General features: G+C 58.9%; 19 protein-coding genes. 11 read left to right on the top strand and 8 right to left on the bottom strand.

The genetic code is table 11. The features are described from left to right. Window positions 1–5: 5 nt before the first annotated feature. Entirely contained in the window at window positions 6–1,016 is a 1,011-nt protein-coding gene (locus HJB84_RS14220) for a Gfo/Idh/MocA family protein (protein WP_221116218.1), read from the bottom strand. A 366-nt stretch (window positions 1,017–1,382) separates the two neighbouring features. Here HJB84_RS14220 and HJB84_RS14225 point away from each other — a divergent pair, with 366 nt between their 5' ends. Both HJB84_RS14225 and HJB84_RS14230 read left to right on the top strand, forming a co-directional pair. Next, window positions 1,383–2,543, top strand: a complete 1,161-nt coding sequence (locus HJB84_RS14225; RefSeq protein ID WP_221116219.1) for a fumarylacetoacetate hydrolase family protein — start codon at window positions 1,383–1,385, stop codon at window positions 2,541–2,543. Window positions 2,544–2,602: 59 nt separating this feature from the next. Then, window positions 2,603–3,364 carry a hypothetical protein gene (locus HJB84_RS14230; protein WP_207585856.1) on the top strand — a complete coding sequence of 254 codons (762 nt, stop codon included), beginning with the start codon at window positions 2,603–2,605 and terminating at the stop codon, window positions 3,362–3,364. A gap of 62 nt (window positions 3,365–3,426) precedes the next feature. Here the strand turns inward: HJB84_RS14230 and scpA are convergent, their stop codons facing one another. After that, on the bottom strand, window positions 3,427–5,565 hold the full coding sequence (gene scpA, locus HJB84_RS14235; protein ID WP_207585855.1) for a methylmalonyl-CoA mutase: 2,139 nt from the start codon (window positions 5,563–5,565) through the stop codon (window positions 3,427–3,429). A gap of 97 nt (window positions 5,566–5,662) precedes the next feature. Between scpA and HJB84_RS14240 the strand changes: the two genes are divergently transcribed. Next, window positions 5,663–7,021, top strand: coding sequence for an LLM class flavin-dependent oxidoreductase (locus tag HJB84_RS14240; protein WP_221116220.1), 1,359 nt, complete (start codon window positions 5,663–5,665; stop codon window positions 7,019–7,021). A 1-nt stretch (window position 7,022) separates the two neighbouring features. On the opposite strand, the gene HJB84_RS14245 is transcribed toward HJB84_RS14240, so the two are convergent. From HJB84_RS14245 to HJB84_RS14265, 5 genes are all read right to left on the bottom strand, one after another. Continuing rightward, on the bottom strand, window positions 7,023–7,676 hold the full coding sequence (locus HJB84_RS14245; RefSeq protein WP_207585853.1) for a methionine ABC transporter permease: 654 nt from the start codon (window positions 7,674–7,676) through the stop codon (window positions 7,023–7,025). Further along, window positions 7,657–8,742 (bottom strand): methionine ABC transporter ATP-binding protein, encoded by a 1,086-nt coding sequence (locus HJB84_RS14250; protein WP_207585852.1) that lies wholly within the window; start codon window positions 8,740–8,742, stop codon window positions 7,657–7,659. Before HJB84_RS14250 ends, HJB84_RS14245 begins: the two co-directional genes overlap by 20 nt. Window positions 8,743–8,830: 88 nt before the next feature. Then, complete coding sequence (locus HJB84_RS14255) at window positions 8,831–9,661, bottom strand: MetQ/NlpA family lipoprotein (protein ID WP_207585851.1); 831 nt, start codon at window positions 9,659–9,661, stop codon at window positions 8,831–8,833. 241 nt (window positions 9,662–9,902) lie between these two features. Then, window positions 9,903–10,463, bottom strand: coding sequence for an FMN reductase (gene msuE / locus HJB84_RS14260; protein WP_207585850.1), 561 nt, complete (start codon window positions 10,461–10,463; stop codon window positions 9,903–9,905). 193 nt (window positions 10,464–10,656) lie between these two features. Continuing rightward, complete coding sequence (locus tag HJB84_RS14265) at window positions 10,657–11,859, bottom strand: MFS transporter (RefSeq protein ID WP_221116221.1); 1,203 nt, start codon at window positions 11,857–11,859, stop codon at window positions 10,657–10,659. 355 nt (window positions 11,860–12,214) lie between these two features. On the opposite strand from HJB84_RS14265, the gene HJB84_RS14270 reads away from it, so the two are divergent. The 8 genes from HJB84_RS14270 to HJB84_RS14305 all read left to right on the top strand — a co-directional run bounded on the left by HJB84_RS14270 (window position 12,215) and on the right by HJB84_RS14305 (window position 22,062). Next, entirely contained in the window at window positions 12,215–12,673 is a 459-nt protein-coding gene (locus HJB84_RS14270) for a helix-turn-helix domain-containing protein (RefSeq protein WP_207585848.1), read from the top strand. Between the two features lie 14 nt (window positions 12,674–12,687). Continuing rightward, window positions 12,688–14,634, top strand: a complete 1,947-nt coding sequence (locus HJB84_RS14275) for an SARP family transcriptional regulator (RefSeq protein ID WP_207585847.1) — start codon at window positions 12,688–12,690, stop codon at window positions 14,632–14,634. A gap of 129 nt (window positions 14,635–14,763) precedes the next feature. Next, a complete protein-coding gene (locus HJB84_RS14280) occupies window positions 14,764–15,006 on the top strand; it encodes a hypothetical protein (RefSeq protein ID WP_207585846.1) in 243 nt (80 codons plus the stop codon). Between the two features lie 312 nt (window positions 15,007–15,318). Continuing rightward, window positions 15,319–16,533, top strand: coding sequence for a plasmid partitioning protein RepA (gene repA / locus HJB84_RS14285; protein WP_207585845.1), 1,215 nt, complete (start codon window positions 15,319–15,321; stop codon window positions 16,531–16,533). Between the two features lie 42 nt (window positions 16,534–16,575). Next, window positions 16,576–17,628 (top strand): plasmid partitioning protein RepB, encoded by a 1,053-nt coding sequence (repB, locus tag HJB84_RS14290; protein ID WP_221116222.1) that lies wholly within the window; start codon window positions 16,576–16,578, stop codon window positions 17,626–17,628. A 149-nt stretch (window positions 17,629–17,777) separates the two neighbouring features. Next, window positions 17,778–19,070: a plasmid replication protein RepC gene (repC, locus tag HJB84_RS14295; RefSeq protein WP_221116223.1), complete on the top strand. Its 1,293-nt coding sequence runs from the start codon at window positions 17,778–17,780 to the stop codon at window positions 19,068–19,070. Between the two features lie 280 nt (window positions 19,071–19,350). Further along, window positions 19,351–19,917 carry a sugar transferase gene (locus tag HJB84_RS14300; protein WP_221116224.1) on the top strand — a complete coding sequence of 189 codons (567 nt, stop codon included), beginning with the start codon at window positions 19,351–19,353 and terminating at the stop codon, window positions 19,915–19,917. Between the two features lie 123 nt (window positions 19,918–20,040). Then, on the top strand, window positions 20,041–22,062 hold the full coding sequence (locus HJB84_RS14305; RefSeq protein WP_221116225.1) for a nucleoside-diphosphate sugar epimerase/dehydratase: 2,022 nt from the start codon (window positions 20,041–20,043) through the stop codon (window positions 22,060–22,062). 64 nt (window positions 22,063–22,126) lie between these two features. Here the strand turns inward: HJB84_RS14305 and HJB84_RS14310 are convergent, their stop codons facing one another. Next, window positions 22,127–23,401, bottom strand: coding sequence for an O-antigen ligase (locus HJB84_RS14310; protein WP_221116226.1), 1,275 nt, complete (start codon window positions 23,399–23,401; stop codon window positions 22,127–22,129). Between the last annotated feature and the right edge of the window lie 68 nt (window positions 23,402–23,469).

Consider the following 23,469-nt stretch of genomic DNA (forward strand, 5'->3'; position numbering starts at 1 on the left):
TCTCCTCAGCGAGCGCCGATCCGCGCGGCTTTCGTCTGGGCTTCAAGCGAAAGGCGGCAGACTTCGAAAACGTGATCCTGCGTCATCGCCGTCTGCGTGCGATTGCCGACATCGGCGGTGAAAGCATCGAAATAGTCGAGCTTTTCATCGCTGCAATCGATGTGGGTCATCTCCTTGCCGTTGACCAGGAACAGGTGATCCTTGCCCGGCCGGCCGGCAATATCGATATATTTGCGTAGTTCGATATAGCCTTCGGTGCCGAGGATGGTGAGGCGGCCGTCGCCCCAGGTCGGCAACGCCTCCGGGGTGAACCAGTCGACGCGAACATAACCCGCCGCTCGGTCGGAGCGCAGCAGCACCTCGCCGAAATCCTGGAAATCAGGCTTGTCGGGCATGCCGAAATTGCCGATCGAGCTTGCGATGACCTCGCCTGTGATCGAGCCGGTATAGAACAGGAACTGGTCGACCTGATGCGAGGCGATATCGACGATGATGCCGCCGAAGGCTTCGGGATCGAAGAACCAGTGCGGTCGGGTCGGGAGCTGCAGCCGGTGCGGGCCGACGCCGAGCGTCTGGATCACCTTGCCGATCGCGCCTTCGGCGACAAGCTTGCCGGCCTTGACAGCGGAGCGCACGCAATGACGCTCGGAAAAGCAGATCGAGAAGATCTTGCCGGTCTCGGCGACGGTCCGCCTGACCTCTTCCAGTTGGGCGAAGGTCGTCACGCCGGGCTTGTCGGTCATCACATCCTTGCCCGACCTCATCGCGCGGACGGCAAGCCCGGCGCGGTCACGTGGGATCGCGGCAATGCAGATGACATCGATCGACGGATCCTCGAACAGCTTTTCCCGGTCGATCTGCGGCACGTCGGGATAGGTCTTCTCGAAGGCCTCGCGCAATGCCGGCACCGAAGTCTGCGGGCAATAGCCGACGAACTCGCCGCCTGAGGCAAGCAATCCCTTCACGTGATCGAACGTGTGCCCATGGTCGATTCCGACGACGGCAAATCTCAACATCGCTGCAATATCCTCCTTGGATGTTCATCCGGCCGCCGAGGCCAGCCTCCTCCATGTCGGGCAAAACAGATAACGAAAGCTGACGTCTGTCAAGACAAGACAAGAGGCGAAAACGGCCATGTCATGAATTAAGTATATGAAGTATAATGATCATTTTGTATCTAAATAGTTATTTTGCGTGCTTTCGGCGATTGAATCCGCCAGAAGGTCGCCGTTCGATCCGCTCACGTGAAAGTCTTTTTCCTAGCCGTATCTTGCTCGATCTCCATGAATGTGATCGATTTCGGCCGCCGCTGGGCTGGAGAGCGGCAACGACTCCGAAAAATTTTAAAGAGCGCTCCCCGCTCGCCTGTGATGGAAGTTGCCATGTCTCATCCCCTTTTCGATGCTGCCGCTTCGGCCGGTCTTTTTGTCGGCCGCATCTGGAATCCCGAGGTTGGCGGGCCGAGCTTCGTGACACTTCGCGACGGAGTGCTGGTCGACATCACGTCGCGCGAAGCGCCGACGCTGAGCGCCCTGCTCGAGAGACAGGATGCCGCCGCCTTTGTCCGCGCTGCAGGCGGCAAGGCGGTCGGCTCCGTGGAGGAGATCGCCGCCAACAGCTCCGGAGCACCGGATGAAGCGCGTCCCTATCTGCTTGCGCCTGTTGACCTGCAGGCAGTCAAGGCCTGCGGCGTCACCTTCGCTCAGTCGATGATCGAGCGCGTCATCGAAGAAAAGGCCGCCGGCAATCCGGAACGCGCCGCCTCGATCCGTGAGCGCGTCAGCACGCTGATCGGCGGCAGCCTCACCAATCTGAAGGCTGGTTCACAGGAAGCCGCCAAGGTCAAGCAGGCCCTGATCGACGAGGGCATGTGGTCGCAATATCTCGAGGTCGGCATCGGTCCCGATGCCGAAGTCTTTACCAAGGCGCCCGTGCTGTCTTCCGTCGGTTGGGGCGCTGATGTCGGCCTGCATCCGATCTCGACCTGGAACAATCCCGAGCCGGAAATCGTGCTCGCCGTCAACAGCCGCGGCGAAATCAAGGGGGCGACGCTCGGCAACGACGTCAACCTGCGCGATGTCGAGGGGCGTTCGGCACTGCTGCTCGGCAAGGCCAAGGACAACAACGCCTCCTGCTCGATCGGTCCTTTCATCCGGCTATTCGATGCCGGTTACGGCCTCGATGATGTGCGCAAAGCCGAACTCGACCTGAAGGTGTCAGGCAAGGACGGTTTCGTGCTGCACGGCAAGAGTTCGATGTCGCAGATCAGCCGCGACCCGACCGATCTCGTCAAGCAGACGCTTGGCCCCCATCATCAATATCCGGATGGTTTCATGCTTTTCCTCGGCACACTGTTTGCGCCGACGCAGGACCGCGACGCGCAGAAGCAGGGCTTCACTCACAAGATCGGCGATGTCGTCGAGATCTCCTCGGCAGGGCTCGGCGCCCTCGTCAACACTGTGCGTCTCTCCACCGAATGCCCACCCTGGACCTTCGGCATTTCGGCGCTGATGCGCAATCTGGCGAAGCGCGGATTGCTATAAGTTATTGAGCGCACAGCTTGTCGCGAAATGTATCGGCTGCTCTGATCAACAGGTTTGCTATGACAGATAGCTCTTTACAAAGCGGTATCCCGAAACGCTCAGATGAAGAAAAAGTGCGGTTTTGTGCCGCTAACAATGCCGACTTGTACCGGGCAATATTCCGTGCCCATGGATTGCCTGATCAGCGAACCAGTGCGTTTTGGTCAAGTGATGCAATCGCACCTCCATACTATTCCAACATGACGACACTCGACAGGGATGCAACACAGGAGCAGCTGATTGAAATCGATCGGCTGACAGATCGGCTAGGACGGCGACCTGGTATCAAAGACGGCTTTTCCAAGCTAGATCTCAACAACAACGGGTTCCGGTTGTTGTTTTCCGCATCATGGATTTGGGTTGAACCTCATAAAAGCTCATCGAGTGCGCCTCAAGGTTGGGTACGCGTTCGCGAGGCGGCAGCGCTGGATCGCTGGGAACGTTCCTGGAAAGAGTCTGGTAGCCCGACCGATGCCAACGTCTTCACACCTGCCCTGCTTTCCGATCCCGACATGCACATCTACGGTCGATTGGCCGGCGACGGCTTTGATGCGGGATGCATCGCAAATCGATCGCCGCAGGTTGTAGGCATCTCCAATATTTTTAGTTTGGCTGGTACGCCTCAGGCCTTCCAGGATGCAATTTCATTGGCTACTATCGCTTTTGCAGCCGATTTGCCCCTTGTCGGATATGATCGCGGTGAAGTGCTAGACGAAATGAAAAAGCTGGGTTTCAAGCCCGTCGGCCAATTGCGGATCTGGCTCTCTGATGAGGGCGCATAAACGCTTTCCCCCTTTGTTCTCCATTAGTCTAGCGTTTAGCGGGAGAACAACGCTACGCCCTCTTACTGGTTCCGCCGCCTGCCCTGCAGCAGGTCGAGGACGGAGTTTGCCGCTTCGAGGACGTTGGTGCCCGGACCGAACACGGCCGCAACGCCGTGTTCGTGCAGGAATTCATAATCCTGCCGCGGGATGACGCCGCCGCAAACGACGATGATATCGTCACCGCCCTGCGCTCTCAGTCTGTCGATCAACTGCGGCAGCAACGTTCTGTGACCGGCCGCCAACGACGAGACGCCGACGACATTGACCTTTTCGCCGAGCGCCATCTCGACGGCCTCGTCAGGCGTTTGGAACAGCGGGCCGGCGAGCACGTCGAAACCGATATCGCCGAAGGCTGAAGCGATCACCTTGGCGCCCCGGTCGTGCCCGTCCTGGCCGAGCTTGGCGACCATGATCTTCGGCCGGTGCCCCATCGCTTCCGTCACCTCCGTCATGCGGGCCTTCAGCACGGCGAGTTCCGGCTCGTCGCTATAGGCCTCGCCATAGACGCCGGTGATGACCTCCGGCGTGGCGGCATGATCGCCGAAGGCCTCGCGCATGGCATCCGATATCTCACCGACCGTAGCGCGGGCTCGCGCCGCTTCGATCGCGGCTTCGAGCAGGTTGCCGTTGCCGCTGCGTGCGGTGTTCATCAGCCTCGCCAGCGTCTCGCGCACGGCGTTGCTATCACGCCGCCGCTTCGTTTCCTCGATGCGTTTGATTTGGGCTGTGCGCACCGCACTGTTATCGATCTCCAGAATGTCGATCGGCTGTTCGTTGTCGAGCCTGTAGCGGTTGACGCCGACGATGACCTCCTCGCCCTTGTCGACGGCCGCCTGGCGCCGCGCGGCTGCTTCCTCGATCAGCCGTTTCGGCAGACCCTCGTTGACGGCCTTCGTCATGCCGCCGAGCGCCTCCACCTCCTCGATCAGCGCCCAGGCTTTTTCCGCGAGCTCCTTCGTCAGGCTCTCGACGTAATAAGAGCCAGCCAGCGGATCGACCACCCTAGTGACGCCGGTTTCATGCTGCAGGATCAGCTGAGTGTTGCGGGCGATGCGGGCCGAAAATTCGGTCGGCAGCGCGATCGCTTCGTCGAAGGAATTGGTATGCAACGACTGCGTGCCGCCGAGCACGGCCGACATCGCCTCGAAGGCGGTGCGAATGATGTTGTTATAGGGATCCTGTTCCTGCAGCGAGACGCCGGAGGTCTGGCAATGGGTGCGCAACATCAGCGAGGAAGCCTTCTTTGGCTGGAACTCCTCCATGATCCGGGTCCAAAGCAGGCGGGCGGCACGAAGCTTGGCCGCCTCCATGAAGAAGTTCATGCCGATGGCGAAGAAGAAGGAGAGCCTTCCGGCGAAATCGTCGACACTCAGCCCCTTGGCGATCGCCGCCCTGACATATTCCCGACCATCGGCAAGCGTGAAGGCGAGTTCCTGGACGAGCGTCGCGCCAGCCTCCTGCATGTGATAGCCGGAGATCGAGATCGAGTTGAATTTCGGCATCTCCCTTGCCGTATATTCGATGATGTCGGCAACGATCCGCATCGACGGTTCCGGCGGGTAGATATAGGTGTTGCGGACCATGAACTCCTTGAGGATGTCGTTCTGAATGGTGCCCGACAGATCGGCCTTCGAAACGCCCTGCTCCTCGCTGGCGACAATGTAGGAGGCGAGGATCGGGATGACGGCGCCGTTCATGGTCATCGAGACGGACATGTCGGCAAGCGGAATGCCGTCGAACAGGATCTTCATGTCCTCGACACTGTCGATCGCGACGCCCGCCTTGCCGACATCGCCTTCGACGCGCGGATGGTCGCTGTCATAACCGCGGTGGGTGGCGAGATCGAAGGCGACGGAGAGGCCCTTCTGACCGGCGGCCAGATTCTTCCGGTAAAAAGCGTTCGATGCCTCTGCCGTCGAGAAGCCGGCATATTGGCGGATCGTCCAGGGCCGGCCGGCATACATCGTCGCGCGCGGGCCGCGGGTGAAGGGCGAAAAGCCGGGAAGCGAGCCAAGGTGATCGGCGCCCTCGAGATCCTCGGCCGTATAGAGCGGCTTGACGGCGATACCCTCCGGCGTCTGCCAGGTCAGGGTTTCTGGCGAGGCGCGCGATTCCTTCTGCGCGAGCTCCGTCCAATCCGACAGCGTCTTCTTCGTCATGCGTTTTCTCCGGCTTTTTCTTCCGCACCCTACCATTCCACAGGATCGCCGTGCGATACAAATCCTTGATTGTTATTCCCTCGTCAGGACTCGTCTCATGAAGACAATGCAGATCTATGCCTTCGACATGAATTGCGTCGGGCATATCAACCATGGCCTGTGGACACATCCGCGGGACCGGTCGGTGGACTATACCGATCTCGATTACTGGACGGAGTTCGCCAGGACCGCCGAACGCGGCAAGCTGGACGGCATCTTCCTCGCCGATATCGTCGGCGTTTATGACGTCTACAAGGGCAGTCCGGCGCCGGTGATCGAGACGGCGGCGCAGGTCCCCGTCAATGACCCGTTGATCCCGATTTCAGCGATGGCCTATGTCACCAAACATCTGGGTTTCGGCGTAACGGTCAACACCACCTACGAGCCGCCTTTTTTGCTGGCGCGGCGCATGTCGACGCTCGATCACCTGACCAAGGGGCGGATCGGCTGGAATATCGTCACCGGATATCTCGACAGCGCTGCCCGCAGCATGGGTTTCGACAAGCTCCCGGAACATGATGCGCGCTACGACGCCGCCGAGGAATATCTCGAGATCGTCTACAAGCTCTGGGAGGGCAGCTGGGATGACGATGCGGTTCTGCGCGACAAGGCGGGCGGCATCTATGCCGATCCCTCCAAAGTGCGAGCTGTCAGTCACAACGGCAAATATTACCGGATGGAGGGCATCCATCTCTGCCAGCCGTCTCCGCAGCGCACGCCCCTGCTCTTCCAGGCCGGCGCTTCGGCCCGCGGGCAGGATTTTGCCGCACGACACGCCGAATGTGTCTTCATCGCCAGTCCGATTCCCAGGGCTGCGAGATCGACCGTTGATGCGCTGCGGGCGAAGGCAGCGGCGTTCGGCCGCGGCGCCGACGCGTTGAAGATCCTGAACCTGATCAGCGTCGTCGTTGGGCGGACTGAGAAGGAAGCACACGACAAGCTTGAGGATTATCGCCGGCATTCGAGCGTCGAGGCCTCGCTTGCGCATTACTCTGCCTCTATCGGCATCGACTTGTCGAAATATGGATTGGATGAGGTCATCGATCAGAGGTCGACGAACGCCAATCAATCGGCACTTGCTTCAATCACCAAACAGGCGGCAAAGTCGGTGACACCACGTGACATCATCGACCAGATGGTCCTCGGTAGCCGGATGAAGCCGATGGTTGGCTCGCCGCAGCAGGTCGCCGATCACCTCGAGACATGGATCGAGGAAGGCGGTATCGACGGCTTCAACCTAGCACGGACAGTGGCGCCGGAGAGCCTGCGCGATTTCGTTGATCTGGTGGTGCCGGTGCTGCAGGAGCGCGGCGTCTTCAAGGCCGATTATACCGAAGGGCCATTGCGGCAGAAGCTCTTCGGCGGCGGGAACGGCAGGTTGCCCGCCGCTCATCCCGCTGCCGGATACCGGCGCTGATCTATCGATGATCCAGCTTGGCGACCAGCCGGTCGCCGAGCCACTGGATGCCGCAGACGAGGACGATGAGTACTACCACCACCGCGATCATCACATTGGTTTCGAAACGTTGATAGCCATAGCGGATGGCGAGATCGCCGAGGCCGCCGGCGCCGATCGCGCCGGCCATCGCCGAGGCGCCGATCAGCGTTACCAGCGTGACGGTGAAACCGGCGACGATGCCCGGCAGCGCTTCGGGCACCAGCACCTCTCGAATGATCGTCCAGCGATCGCCGCCCATGGCGCGCACGGCATCGATCAGCCCACGGTCGACCTCGCGCAGCGACACTTCGGCGATACGGGCGTAATAGGGCGTCGCGGCGATGGCGAGCGGCACGATGGCTGCCCATGTGCCGAGTGCGGTGCCGACGATCAGCCGCGTCAGCGGGATCAGCGCCACCAGCAGGATGATGAAGGGCACCGAGCGGAAGCCGTTGATGATGCCGCCGAGCACGCGATTGATCCAGAGGTTTTCGGCGATGCCGCCGCGTGCCGTTGCCACCAGCGCAAGGCCGAGCGGCAGGCCGGCGGCGAGTGATATCACGCCCGAGGCGACAGTCATCAGGATCGTCTCCCATAGGGAGCGAACAAGCAGTTCAAGCATGATCGGTGTCATAACCAAGCACCTCCACCCGGGCGGACCGGGCCGTCAGGAATTGTTCGACCTTTCCGGCAAGCGCAGGGTCGCGCATGGGAATGGCGATGAAGAACCGCGCCACCGGCTGGTTCTGAATATGATCGATGCCGCCATGCACGAGCCGGAAGGAATGCGGCAGCGCCGCCGAGAGTTCGGCAAACAGCGCACCCTGCGCTTCAGGTCCGGCGAGATCGACGCTGAGGATTGCGTCGCTGCCTGTTGTTGCCGACAGCCGGCTGGCGATGTGATCCGGAAGCTGCGGACGGATGCCGCCGAGCAGGCTTGCGGTGATATCAGCGTTAGGGTTGGCAAAGACCGACCATACCTGCCCTTCCTCGACGATCCGCCCGGCATCGATGACCGCCACGCGATCGGCAATGCCGCGCACCACTTCCATCTCATGGGTGATCAGCAGAATGGTCAGTTCAAGCTTACGGTTGATGTCCTTCAGCAGCGCCAGGATCGACCGGGTCGTTTCCGGATCGAGCGCCGACGTCGCCTCGTCGGACAGCAGCAGTGCTGGGCGTGCCGCAAGCGCCCGGGCAATACCGACGCGTTGTTTCTGACCGCCGGACAGCGATGAGGGATAGGCTTTCGCCTTGTCGGCAAGACCGACCAAATCGAGCAACTCGTACGCCCGTTTTAAGCGCTCGTTCTTTGCAATGCCCTCGATTTTCAGCGGCAACGCGACGTTTTCCTCGACGGTCTTGGCCGAAAGCAGGTTGAAGTGCTGGAAGATCATGCCGATGCGGCGGCGCAGCGGCTGCAGTTCCTGTTCTGCAAGTCCGGTGATGTCGCGGCCTTCGATCAGGATCTCGCCGCTATCGGCGCGCTCCAGGCCGTTCAGGCAGCGGATCAGCGTCGATTTGCCGGCACCGCTACGGCCGATGATACCGAGGATCTCGCCTTTTCTGACCGTCAGTGAAATACCGTCAAGGGCGGCCGTGGCTCCGAACCGCCGCTTGACGTCGTTAAGCCTCACCACTTCTTCGACCGCCGCTTGCGGCTGTGCCTCGATCACCGTGGTGGAAACAAAGGAATTCATGTGTTTTTCCTTGCAAACACGGAAGGCGGCCCGGGCAAGAACCCCCGGACCGCCTCTCGGCAGGCCTTAACCCCGGCCTAATTTCGGGTCAATAGGCGCTGAGACCCGTTCCCTTGTAGACCTTGTCGAACTCGGCCTTGACGGTATCGTTCTGATAGGAAGAGACAAGCGTCTTGACCCACTCGGCGTCCTTATTCTCGTCTTTGACGGCAATGAAGTTGCGGTAGGGATTATCGGCGATCGGCTCCTGGGCAATGCGCTCGGCCGGCGAAAGACCGCTCTTCAGCGCCCAGTCGGTGTTGACGACCCCGGCGTCCAGATCATCGATCGAACGGCCAACGATGCCGGCATCGAGTTCCTTGATCTCGATCTTCTTCGGGTTGTCGCTGACATCGGCGACCGTTGCCAGAATGCCTGTGCCGTCGTTGAGTTTAATCAACCCTTCGCTCTGGAGAACGCGCAGCGCCCGGCCTTCGTTCGAGGGATCGTTAGGCACGCCGATGACCGCGCCTTCAGGGATCTCGCCGACGGATTTGTACTTCTTGGTGTAGAGGCCGATCGGCCAGACCCCGGTATATCCGACGCGAACGATATGATAACCGTGTTGTTTGATCTGGTTGTCGAGATAGGGCTGATGCTGGAAGGCGTTGGCGTCAAGTTCGCCACGCTCCAGCGCTTCATTCGGCTGCGTATAGTCGTTGAAGGTGATGGTCTCGATCTTGAGGCCATTCTTGGCAGCCTCGCTCGTGACCACGCGCCAGATGTCTTCCTCTTCGCCGGCCATGATGCCGACCTTGATCGACTTATCCTCGGCAAAGGAGGGAGCGGGCACTGCAAAGGCAAAGAGCGCGGCGGCGGAAACGGCGGCAAGAGTTGCGCGGCGCGAAAGGTGGAGGCCGTGATTTTTATTCTTGGTCATTTTATATCCCGTCTGACTGAATGAGGCCAAGCGCCCCGAGCTGGCCGATCATGGCAAATGCGCCTATCGGGCGCGAAGCACGAATGTCTGATGTGGAGGAAGGGTCGGAAAACCTCTTGCCCTGCCATCGATATCGGCAGGATAAATTTCCATCAAATTTGTGAACCATGACGGCTTCCGAATGGGTCCTAAAAACGAAAACGGCGCCTCAGCGGGCGCCGTTTTAAAGTTCCGACACTCTTCATTCGGCAGCGATAAGAGCGTGACCCCGGCTGGGAAAGAAGGCCGCGAGCTCACCGACAACCTCGGTGATGCGGTTGGAAAGCGGTTCGGATGCGACACGGTAATCGGTGAAGTCGCGGTCGGACGCGTAGACGGCCGTCGGCAGCGTATGCGACATGAAGAAGCCAAAGAGCGGGCGCAACTGATGCTCGACCATCAGCGCATGGCGCTCGCCGCCGCCGGTCGCGGTGATGATGATTGGTTTGGCGCGCAACTCATGCGGGTCGATCAGGTCGATCAGATGCTTGAAGAGGCCGGGATAGCTGCCCTTGTAGGTCGGCGCTCCGATGACCAGCAGATCGGCATTGACGATGTCGTCGATGACTTCCTTTGCGCGAATGTCGAGATCGTCACGGCGCAGCGCCTGGCCAAGCGAGGGGCCGACATCGGTGAGGTCGTAGAGGGTGTTGTCGAAGCCGTATGTCGCACCGGCGAGGCCGGCAATGTTTTCGACAAGCGCTAAGGTCTTCGAGGGGCGGTTGAAGCTACCCGCAAGGCCAACCAGTTTGTAAGCAGACATGCCGTTTCCTTCCAATATCATGCCGAGACCGGCGGTATCATCGGACGAATATTATCTATAAAAATAGTGGATTAAAGGAATGGTGATCCCTCCCGCCCTGTGGGAAGAGAAAAATACGTTCATCCCGTGAGTGATCATAGCGTCTGAAATCGCCTGATGCTTCGGGCTCGATACCGTCCGGGGCGATATCGCCTCAGGCAGGTTTCTGCTTGGGAATGCGCGGCAGGAAGACCGTCAGGAGGCCGAGCAGCGGCAGGTAGGAGCAGACGCGGTAGACGAAGTCGATGCCGTGAGTATCGGCGAAACTGCCGAGCAATGCTGCGCCAAGCCCCCCTGCCCCGAATGCAAAGCCGAAAAAGACGCCGGCAATCAGGCCGACGCGCCCAGGCACCAGTTCCTGGGCGAAGACCACGATCGCCGAGAAGGCCGAAGCGAAGATCAGGCCGATGACGACGCTGAGGATGCCGGTCCAGAAAAGGTTCGCATAGGGCAGGAGAAGCGCGAAAGGAATGACGCCGAGGATTGAGAACCAGATGACGAAACGGGCGCCGAAGCGATCGCCGATCGGTCCACCGAGGAACGTGCCGACGGCGACCGAGCCAAGGAACAGAAAGAGCATCAGCTGTGCCTGCTGTATGCTCAGCGCAAACTTGTCGATGACATAAAAGGTGAAATAGCTCGACACGCTCGCCATGTAGACATTCTTTGTTGCCGTCAGCAGGACGAGAATCAGCAGCGCCCAGACAACCCTGTTCTGCGGCAGCGGCAGGGTCCGGCTTGCCGCCGGCTTGCTGGCGTTCTGGCGCCTGTGGCTCATGTACCAGTTGCCGACCCAGCTCAGCACGACCATGCCGACCATGGCGATGGCGGCGAACCAGGAGACGCTGTGCTGGCCGAGCGGCAGCACTATAAAGGCAGCGAGCAGCGGGCCGAGCGCCTGGCCGGCATTACCACCGACCTGGAAGAACGACTGCGCAAAACCGTGGCGACCGCCGGAGGCAAGACGGGCGACGCGCGAGGATTCCGGATGGAAGACCGCCGAACCGAAGCCGATCAGGCTGGCGGCGACGAGCAGCAATACGAAGCTGCCGGCGTTGCCAAGCAGGATGAGGCCGCAGAAGGTGCTCGCCATGCCGACTGGCAGGGAATAGGGCATCGGCCAGCGGTCGGTGAAGACGCCGACCAGTGGCTGCAGCAGTGAAGCGGTGACCTGGAAGGTCATCGTCAGGAGGCCGATTTGAACAAAATCGAGATCGTAGTTCGCCTTGAACAGCGGGTAGAGCGAGGCGAGCAGCGACTGCATTATGTCATTCAGCATATGGCAGAAGCTGACCGCCACCAGGATGGACATCGTTGTTTTTTGGAAACGGGGCGCGGTCTCGGCAACGGTTGCCATGGACATTCCTCCTGAACGGCCCGGTTGGTTGCCGTGCCGCGTCGCTTTTGTTCGATGGATGTCGGGCGATCGGGGCTGGGAGAGATGATCAAGCGACGGTCGATGAAGTGCATTTAGCGTAAGCCAGGGGGTAATCACAGTCCCATTTCATCAGGATCGGTACGGCTTTTGTTCGATTTGCCCTTTTGCCGCCTAAGGCTGCGTCGCTTCACCTCTGACTTGAGGGGCTTTCATACCACAATCGATCTCCATCGCGGCGTATATAGCCTACGATGTAAAAACAACCATGGAAAACTGGGGCGCGAGATACTACAGCTGCGGTGATGGAAAATGCGATTGAGGCTGAAAACACACGATGAATGTCAAGACACCGAATGCGATAGACGGCTATGTCGGAGCGCGCATAAGAATGCGCCGGCAGTTGCTCGGAATGAGCCAGGAACGGCTTGCCGACCAAATCGGCGTGACCTTCCAGCAGGTTCAGAAATACGAGAAGGGCATCAACCGCATCGGCGCGAGCCGTCTGCAGCGCATAGCCGAGGTGCTTCATACGTCGCCGAGCTTCTTCTTTGAACAGGAAAATTCCGAGCCGTTGACGTTGCAAGGGTTGGAACTGCCCGCAAACACCGATCCCGTCGTCGAATTCCTCAGAACGAAAGAGGGATTGGTGCTCAATCGTGCTTTTCTGAAGATTGCCGACCGGAAAATCCGTGAATCAGTCATTGCACTGGTGAAGGCAATGGCGCAGACGGAAAGCCGCAGTGTAACATTGGGCGCCTCCGCAGCGGATATCAGCCTTCCGCTTGGAGAATAGTCAGGCATATTCGCATGAAACTCCGGCTCGAGTCATTTGGTGAGTTGCGGTTGATCGACCCGGCCGGGAAACCAGCGGCTTTTCCGGAAAAGGGCCTGTTGGCGATTTGTTATTTGCTGGACCGTGATCTGCGCGAAGGGGCTGGGAGCGAATTTCCGCGCTCGGCGCTGGCGCGGTTCTTGTGGGACAGCCATGACAATTCTGACATCATGGCCAACCTGCGCAAGACCATATCGCGTGTCCAGGCGCGTCAGACCCAGCTCGGTACCGAACTTCTGATCTTCACGGCGACCGGTGTGCGGGTCAGGCCGGACGCATTTGCTGGTGATCTCTCCGAACTCGTCAATCACGACAGCGACGACGCCCTTGGCAAGCTGCGGCGACTGGTTACTATCCTTCGCCAGGATTTCCTGGCGGGGCTCGCCGACCAAAGCGTCGGTACGCGGCAATGGATCGCCGGCCAGCGCGACAGGCATATGGCAATCTTGGTGGATGCGCTGAAGACGGCGCTGCCGGCGGCCCGGTCGCGAGAGGATGTGAGCCTGATCAAGGAGGCGGCGCTTAGGATTTTTCGCGAGGCCCCGGATGACGAGAACATTCGTCGTATCCTTCTCGATGCCTACGAGTCCGAAGGACAGTTGGAGAAAGCGCGCCGCCTTTTCGAGACCAGCAAACATCAGCTGGAAAGCAAATTCGATATCGGCCTTGATGTCCAGGCGCTGGCAGAGGTCCGCAAAATCTTTGCAGGTGGTCAACCTGCGCAGAGCGTTGCGATGCCGCTCAGCGACGGCGACGTTCGAGTTCCTGGTCCCCTGCCCCGTCTGGTGCTGCTGCCGCCGGGCGAGACCGATGTGGGTGCCTTGCCGATGCTCTCCGAAGCGCTGATCGAGGACGTGACCATCGGCCTTTGCGCGCTGAACACGGTTTCGGTGGTGGCGCCCCACACGGCCGCTCGGATTGCACGCAATGCCGACAGAACTGAGCTGATCCTGCGTCATTCGATTACTTATGTTCTCGACACGAGGCTGACCGATCGTGCGGGCAATCGTGCGCTCTTTGTCCAGCTGATCCATGCCGGCAGCGATGAAGTCATCTGGGCCGAACGTTTCAGCCTCGAGAAGTACGAATTGATAAGTCACCGGCGCGACATCGCCCGGCAGATCGCTCGAGAGCTTGCCGGGCAGGTCCGCCGGCATGAAACCATGCGCGATTCCTTCGAGGGCAACTCGGCTGCCTATCACAGCTACCTTCTCGGTCTCCGGGATATCAAGCGGCTCGCCCTCCCCGATGTTCGCCGCTCCCGAAAGGCTTTCCGCGAGGCGCTTCAGCACAGCGCACATTTCGCCCCTGCGCTCAGCGGATTGTCGCGCACCTTTCTCGTCGAATGGTTGCTGACGGCACGCGGCGACAGCGAGTTGCTCGGACTTGCGGAGGACTATGCGAACCGGGCAATCGTCGCTGATCCGTCGCTTGCAGCGGGCTTTCGTGAGCTCGGCGTTGCCAAACTTTATCTCGGGGATCTTGACGAAAGCGTCGTGGCGTTGAAGCTCGCGGAAGAGCTGAGCCCGCACTATGCCGACGGCATTGCAAGTTATGCCGATACGCTCGTCCACGCGTCGCGCCCTGCCGATGCATTGGCCAAGATCGAGCGGGCCATCTCCCTCAACCCGCTGACCCCGACCGACTATCTATGGACGGCGGCGGGCGCGAATTTCGCCCTCGGCCACTATGCCGAGGCGCTGGAGCAAATCTCGGCAATGGACGACCGCACCCCGGCGGACCGGCTTTCGGCTGCCTGCTGGGCGATGCTCGGCGATATGAAAAACGCGCGTATCTATATGCGCAAAGTGCGGGAGATCTATCCGGATTTCGATGTCGACAAATGGCTTTCCGTCGTTCCTTTCAAAGAGCAATGGCAGAAGGAACAGTATCGCGTGGCTCTACGCAAGGCCGGCTTCTGAGGCCTGACGCCGGAAAGCGGTGCCGAAAAATCCTGTCACGCCCGTGTCACGCGCCTCTTTCGTTCAAGGGGATTAAGCTGCCTTTGCTTTGTCGGCAGGCGCTGGCAAGGCAAGCCGGAGAATTCTCAAATGCATGATGCAACCGAAGCAATGATGGCGCCGAAAAGTGACGACGAACTCAAGGAGCTGGTATCGCTCGCCAGGCTCGTTGCCTATGCCCGAGAGAACGCCAGAGACCTGAATGCCGAATTTTCCGCCTATTGCCTGGACCTTGCGCTCGGCGCCCTCATGCAGGATCTCGACAGAAGCGGCGTGTCCCTTTCCCACGAAAGCGGCCAGGATGGCGGCGGCCTGCTCGGTACGCGGCACTAAATGCCCTTCCCCTGCCACATGCCTCGCCGTTGCCGGCTTGCTTCGGGGAGCCGCACGTATCGATAATTCGATTCTCAGTTTTTCTGATCGGCTATGATGCCGATGTGGCCATTATTCTTGCGATTCGGTCTGCAACGACGCGATTTGCTGCACCGGTAGCGCCACCGGCCGCATGTCCAAGCCTCTGAAAAAGATTGGACAACCCAGCGATAGGGTCTTGTTAACCCTATTTGCCTTGCCACTCTGCTAGAATCGGGACTAAATGCGCTTTCTAGGCTCGCAGGGCTTTTAAATCGCATTTCCGAGATTTCCATGAATATGGCACCGCAGATAGAAAAAGCAATTTCCGATGTCGACCAGCTGATTATTGGTCAGGCGCAGGAGCTATCCGACAAGCTAAAGCAGCATCGGCTCGAAATGTTTCCGCCGCGCGCGCTGAAGGGGTTGCGCGAGTTTCAGCTTGCTGAAACGGCGCGCTTCCTCGGCGTCACCAGCGGCTACCTTCGCAATCTGTCGCTGGAGGGCAAGGGCCCTCTTCCCCAGGTCACGCCGTCCGGCCGTCGCTCTTATACGGCGGCGCAGATGGAAGAGATGCGCAGCTTCCTCGAACACAATACGCGTGCCGGAACCCATTACCTAAGTCATCGTCGAGGCAACGAACATCTGCAGGTCGTAGCGGTCGTCAACTTCAAGGGCGGCAGTGGAAAGACGACGAGTGCCGCGCATCTTGCCCAGCATCTTGCCCTGACTGGTCATCGGGTGCTTGCCGTCGACCTCGATCCGCAGGCGTCTCTCTCCGCCATTCATGGTTTTCAGCCTGAGTTCGATGTTAACGAAAACGAGACGCTCTACGCCGCCATTCGCTATGACGATCAGCGGCGACCGCTGAGGGAGATCATCCGGCCGACGAATTTTCCGAACCTTCATCTGGTGCCGGGCAATCTCGAATTGATGGAATTCGAGCATGATACGCCGCGGGTGCTTGCACAGGGCAAGGCCGGCGACTATGGACGCGTCTTCTTTGCACGGCTTGACGAGGCGCTGTCCTCGGTCGCCGACGATTACGATGTCGTCATCATCGACTGCCCTCCGCAGCTCGGCTTTTTGACGATGAGCGCGATTTGCGGCGCAACAGCGGTTCTGATCACCGTCCATCCTCAGATGCTCGACGTCATGTCGATGTGCCAGTTTCTGCAGATGCTCGGCGAGGTGCTGAACACGCTGAAGGGCGCTGGGGGCAACATGAATCTCGATTGGCTGCGTTATCTTGTTACCCGCTATGACCCGCAGGACGGGCCGCAGACGCAGATGGTCGCCTTCATGCGTTCGATGTTCAAGAACCATGTGTTGACCAATCCGATGTTGCGCAGTGTCGCGATCTCCGATGCGGCGATGACCAACCAGACGCTTTATGAGGTGGAGCGGAGCCAGTTTACCCGCGCGACCTACGACCGCGCCATGGAGGCGATGGATGCCGTCAATAATGAGATCGTCGATCTCGTTCACAAGGCCTGGGGGCGGAAATGACCGAGAAGTTTACTGCGGTAAACCGGGGCGGGGAGCTGGCTGATGGCGCGTAAAAACTTACTCTCGGGCCTGATGGACGATTCCAAGAAGTTTACTGCGGTAAACAATGAAGATGAGCCGCCCCACAGGGACGAGAAACAGCATATCGCCTATAAGGGGATCGGCGCTCTTGGTGCGGTGACGCGCAGCATCGATGCGCTAGCTGCCAAGGCGGATGCGGCCAAAGCCATCGAGGAGAAGCTGGCGACCGGCGAGACGGTGATTGATCTCGACCCTGCCCTGATCGAAGATTCGTTCGTCATGGACCGGCTGGCGCATACCGACGAACAGTTTCGCGAATTGGTCGAGGCTATCCGCCAGCGGGGTCAGGATTCACCGATCCTCGTTCGCCCGCATCCGGAAAAGGACGGCCGGTATCAGATCGCCTTCGGCCACCGTCGCGCCCGGGCCGCCAAAGAGCTGGGTAGACCTGTCCGCGCCGTCGTCAAAAAGCTTGACGATCGCGATCATGTCATCGCGCAGGGCCAGGAGAATTCGGCGCGCGCCGATCTTTCGTTCATCGAGAGGACGATGTTCGCCGACAAGCTCGACACGTTGGGTTTCGATAGGGATACAATCATGTCGGCGCTCAGCGCCGAAAAAACGACGGTTTCTAAGATGCTGTCTGTCACCAAACGGATCCCAGCCGAAGTCTTGACCGCAATCGGTGCGGCAAAGACCATCGGCCGTGACCGCTGGCACGATCTGTCGGTAAAATTCGAGACCGATAACATCTCTGCTCGGGCGATAGAGTTCAGCACGTCGGCAGAATTCGAGACGGCGGAGCCGGATGCCCGCTTCGATATGCTGGTTGCCTTCATCAGCAGAAGGCAACAGCCGATATCATCCATAGCGGCGCTTCAGCCTGCAGCTCGCGCTTGGCAGCGCAAGGACGGCGCGGTCAAGGCGAAGATCAAGGATGACGGGAAGCAGTTCACCATCGCGCTGAAGGCGGAGAAGGCGTCAGCCTTTGGAGCCTATATCGCCAGCAATCTGGATCGTCTTTACGAGGCGTTCGAGAAGACACAGGATTTGACGAAAAACGGAGATCAATAAGCAAAAGAAAAGGCCCCCGAACGTTGCCGCCGCGGAAGCCCTCTCTGATCTAGACACCCAGAGAATCACATTTCCGCGAATCATAGTCAAGAGTCTTTGGCACCGAATTTGGTGAGCTGTGATCTTTTGCCTTGAAGAAGGCGAAGAAAATGGAAAGCGGAAGTGTGACGACGCCCTTCGGGCGGCGGTCGATGACGCTTGGCATGTTAGCAAGCCAGGCGGCTGCTCGAAAAATCGAGCCCGGCCAATCAATTGATAAGTGGAAACTCTATCGCGCGCTGTGCGAGGCCAGGCCGTTGCTCGGCATCACCGACCGGGCGCTCGCCATTCTGAACGCCTTGCTGAGCTTTTATCCCAAGGGAGAGCTCTCCGAAGACAACGGGCTCGTCGTGTTTCCTTCCAATGCACAGCTCTCGCTGCGCGCGCATGGAATGGCGGAACAGACGATCCGTCGGCATCTGGCGACCTTGATCGAGGCCGGGCTGTTGATCCGCAAGGATAGCCCAAACGGTAAGCGTTACGCCCGCAAGGAGCAGGGTGGAGAACTGCGCGAAGCATTCGGCTTTTCGCTGGCGCCGCTGCTCGTGCGTGCTGAGGAGATCGAGCGGCTGGCGGCGGAGGTGGTGGCGGAGCGATTGCACCTGCAGCGGCTGAGAGAACGTCTGACGCTTTGCCGGCGCGACGTCGCCAAGCTGATCGAGATGGCCTTGGAGGAGGGTGCTGCTGGCGATTGGAGCGCTATTCATCTGCATTTTCGCAATGTCGTCGAGCAACTGCCACGGTCGCCGTCCGCCGAACAAATCGCCACTACGCTCGACGAAATGGAGATGCTGCGCGAAGAGATCGTCAATCAGTTGGAAATGCAGGTTAAAACCCATAATCAAAGCGGCAATGCCCAACAGACTGAGCGGCACATACAGAATTCAAATCCACAATCCATTACTGAACTTGAACCAGCTTTCGAAACGAAGCAGGGCGAGACGGCGGATGACCGATCGAAAGGTCGGGTCGGGCCGACAGAACAAATACAGAAGGTTGAGCGGAAAAGCGAACCTGTCTCGGGCGCAAACGCCGCCTCCTCGGCCAACGCTGCGCTCAAATCCTTCCCGCTGGGACTGGTGCTGCAGGCCTGTCCGGAAATCACAGCATACGGACCCCAGGGCGCGATTGGCACGTGGCGCGATCTGATGGCCGCGGCCGTGGTCGTCCGGTCGATGCTCGGCGTCAGTCCGTCGGCCTATGAGCAGGCCTGCGAGATCATGGGAGCTGAAAACGCTGCCACCGTCATGGCCTGCGTCCTCGAAAGGGCAGGGCATATCACCTCCGCCGGCGGTTATCTGCGCGATCTGACACGCCGCGCCGAAAAGGGGGAATTTGCCATCGGACCGATGTTGATGGCGCTCGCCCGTATCAATTCGCCGGTGAGAGGTAAAGCGGGATGAAATTCGCTCTTCCTCTGTGTGGTGACTATTATGGTTAATGAAATGTGACGGAAATGAAGGGCGAGATAGCTTCTTATTGGACGCTTCTAGGTTTGTGATCAAAGAGTTACAGGATGCTCGGTTCTTCGGAACCAGGGAAATGAATGAGTCCGATGATCAACCACGCCGGTCCACAGAGGGTACGATTTCGCGCAGTTGACGCGAAATGCTTTTTGACGATACGGCAATCGATAGCGCAAATGGCGGGAACCGCCGGTGGTAGGGAAGAGAGCTGGGGAACATGGGTTTGAAGAGGGCGGTGGATTTTTTCCTGGCTTTGATTGCTTCGATCATCCTGCTCGTTCCGATCCTTATCATCGCTCTTGGTGTTCGCCTCACCTCGCCGGGACCAATCCTCTATTGGTCAAAACGTGTCGGCCGCTTCAATCAGATCTTCCTGATGCCGAAGTTCCGCAGCATGCGCGTCGACACACCAACGGTTGCCACGCATCTGCTCGAAAATCCGGATCGGTTTTTGACACCCATCGGCTCTTTTTTGCGCAAATCCAGCGTCGACGAACTGCCGCAACTCTGGTGCATTCTCAAGGGTGAAATGAGTTTCGTCGGACCCAGGCCGGCGCTCTACAATCAGGATGATCTGATCGAATTGCGGACGGCGCACGGCGTCGACAAGTTACTGCCCGGATTGACGGGTTGGGCACAGATCAACGGCCGCGACGAGTTGCCGATTCCAGAGAAGGTGAAATTCGACGTCGAATATCTCGAGCGACGTTCATTCGGCTTCGATATGCGCGTCCTGTTTATGACCGCAGGGAAGGTTATCCGCCGAAAGGGAATACGGCATTAAACCACCTACTTCTGATAGATGAACGGTGCGGAAGACTGTGCTTTCCGATTATTTCAGTTGCGCTCGTTGCAGAAAATGACAAGAAGGTGCTTGTCCGATTGATCCACGAGACGCTGGTTAGCAATGCCTGACAATACGCCCACTGAGACGTCGCGCTCGGCATGGTTCCTAACGCCGATGCAAGCGCTCGTCACTCCTCTGCTGGCGATGCCGCGGGTTGCCAAACGCGCTCTGGCTTTGCTGGTGGATTCCAGCTTTTGCGTTCTGACGATCTGGCTGGCCTATTGCTTCCGCCTGAACGAGTGGACGGTTTTGACCGGCGTACAGTGGCTGCCGGTCTTAGTTTCCTTGTGCATGGCACTGCCGATCTTCATCGTCATGGGCATGTATCGGGCGATCTTCCGCTATGCGAATTTGGCCGCTTTCATCGCCGTGCTGAAGGCCATTGCGATCTACGGCCTCGCCTTCATGACGATATTTACGGCGCTCAGCGTGCCTGGCGTTCCGAGAACCGTCGGTATTCTTCAGCCTTTCCTGCTGCTAATCGCGATCGGCCTGTCGAGGCTGGGTATTCGTTATTGGCTTGGGGACGCCTACCAGCGTATCCTCAACAAGAATACGGTCGCGAAGGTGCTGATTTACGGAGCGGGGAATGCCGGGCGGCAATTGGCCGCCGCCTTAAGCAACAATGCCGAGCTCAATGTCGTCGGCTATCTCGATGACGATCCGCGCCTCAAGGGCGGCATCATGGGCGGATTGCCGATCTACGATCCTTCGGATCTTCCGATGCTCGCCGAAGCTCTTGGCGTGCACAATGTGCTTCTTGCTCTTCCCTCCGCGTCACGGCAGCGTCGCAACGAAATCCTGGAGCATATTCGCAAAGCCAGGGTAAATGTCCGCACGTTGCCGGATCTCACGGCGCTGGCTCAAGGACGTGTCGCCGTCTCGGATATCCGTGAGCTGGAGATCGAAGATCTTCTGGGGAGGGAAGCGGTCGCACCGCGCCAAGAGTTGCTCGACAAGGCAATGCGCAACAAGGTGGTGATGGTCACCGGCGCTGGTGGCTCGATCGGCGGCGAGTTATGCCGTCAGATTCTCCGCAACGGACCGTCCAGCCTGATCCTCATCGATCAGAACGAATTCGCGCTATATAATATTCATGCCGAATTGCAGAAGCTGGCCGAGCTCTTCGAACATAAAAATCTGCAGATCGTTCCAATCCTCTGTTCCGTCCGCGATCAGGATCGCATGGAGCATATCATCCAGAGCTGGCGACCTCAGACGCTCTATCATGCCGCGGCTTACAAGCATGTGCCCCTTGTCGAACATAATGCCGTGGAAGGCATCAAGAATAACGTCCTGGGTACGCTGGCCACGGCACGCGCAGCGCGTAAATGCGGCGTGGCTAATTTCGTGCTGATCAGTACGGACAAGGCCGTGCGCCCGACAAATGTAATGGGCGCCAGCAAGAGGCTGGCGGAGATGGTTCTGCAGGCGCTCTCAGCAGAATCGATGGCCGACAGAATGCGAACAAATTTTTGCATGGTCCGCTTCGGAAACGTCCTTGGCTCCTCTGGATCCGTCGTGCCGCTTTTCAGGCAGCAGATCAAGGAAGGCGGACCTGTTACGCTGACACATCCTGATATAACCCGCTATTTCATGACCATCTCGGAAGCCTCGCAGCTCGTCATCCAGGCAGGCGCCATGGGTGAGGGTGGCGATGTTTTCCTCCTCGATATGGGCGAGCCCGTTCGCATTGCCGATCTCGCCCGCAAGATGGTGGAGTTGTCCGGGTTGACCGTTCGCGACGAGATCAATCCCGAAGGGGATATCAAGCTTTCCGTTACCGGCCTCAGGCCCGGCGAGAAGCTCTATGAAGAACTTCTGATCGGGGATAATCCGGAAAGAACCCAGCATCCCCGGATTATGAAGGCGCGTGAGGATTTCCTGTCCTGGCCGGAGCTTTTGAAAAAGCTCAACTCGCTCAATGCGGCATTGGATCGGAATGATATGATCGCTGCCCGAGCGACATTGGCTGAGCTTGTTTCCGGCTATTCGTCAACGGGCGAGGTCTCGGATCTCGCTTTCACCGGCGCCGAAACCAATACGGCCGCCTTAGCCGTCAATCATCCTGCTCTAAATTAAATAGAGCGGGATCTCGTCGGAAAACCGGTCACACTTTTCGGCATCATACTCTAGGTGCCAGACGTCAGTTGCGAACGACGGGCGCAAAGCCTGTGCTGCCGCGATCCACGCAAATAAGAGCGACCAGATAGGCGAAGATCGGATCCAAGGCCTTCTGATTGAACATGATGCCAAAGCTGCCTGTTATGACGTAGCTGCTGACGAGCAGCAGAGCGAGCGCAATGGCCAGATCCCGGCCCGGCCCAGCTTCCTTTCTCCACGCGCCAATTACGGGCGTCGCGAGCATCAGCGAAAGCGCTGCGATGCCGAAAATACCGGCGTCGATTCCCGCCGTGAGAAAACCGTTGTGAACATGCGAATAGGTCAGCTGCGGCCTTAAGCTGTCGGGCAGCTCCGCCAACACCGAAGCCATCCGATTTTGCGGGCCATAGCCGGTCAGCGGGTCCTTACTGATTGCTGATACTGCCCCCTTATAAAGAGCGAACCGTGCACTGAGCGACGTGACCTCGCCGTCGCTGCGGTCGAGCGATGCCATATTCTCCTGCAGCGCCTCGATGCGATGGAGGATTTGGCCACTGCCCAAAGCGATAAGTCCCGCAAACAGCACAGAGCCGGTGATGGCGAGACTGCGCAAGCTCAGATGGAAACTGTGTTTGCGGAAATACCAGAGAAAAATGACGATATGAACGGGAATGACGAGCCAGGCCGAGCGCGTTCCCGAAAGCAGTACGCAGCCTAGACCGGCGGCATACCCCAAGATCGCAATTCTTTGCTCCACGCTTTTCGGGGATTGAACGTTAAGAAGCGCTATGCCGCCGAAAAGAATGCCTATGATGCCCAGCAGTGCAGCATTCGATGTCCCAGCCTCCGCCCTCTCCATCAGAAACATGATCTGCAGCAGACTGAAGAGAAAGGTAACGATCATGCCGATACCTGCGCTGAGAATAAACAGCGGCACGAGGCGGCCATCGGGAGACTGGCGCATTCGCGGCAATAACAGCCAGACCGAAAAGAAAGGCAGCAGCCGGAATATCCAGTCCAGTTCTTCGGAGTAAGGTGGATTGATGAATATGCTCGCGATCATCACCAGCGGGTAGATCGACATGCCAATGGCAACCAGCCGGTCGGATTTCGACAGGTTCAAGGCCAGGCTGCCCGTCGCCAGACAGCAGAGGCCCCACACCATTGATGCGAGAAGGATGAACAAGTTAAAGTTCGGCGAAAGTCCGGGAAGGATTGCAAAGAAAAAGACCGCAATGCGGTTGTTCCGATCACGTGCGCTTCCCGCCCCATTTTCTGGATAGAGCACTGCTATCTTCAGTTGTCTGAGGTATTTCACTTGCCGATCCTGACCATGCTGATGCCGTTTCGCTAAGGATCGTGATCACGCCTGTCAAGCGGGGCGAT

Origin of the sequence: Rhizobium sp. NZLR1b (assembly GCF_019685155.1) — a bacterium.
GTDB lineage: Bacteria > Pseudomonadota > Alphaproteobacteria > Rhizobiales > Rhizobiaceae > Rhizobium.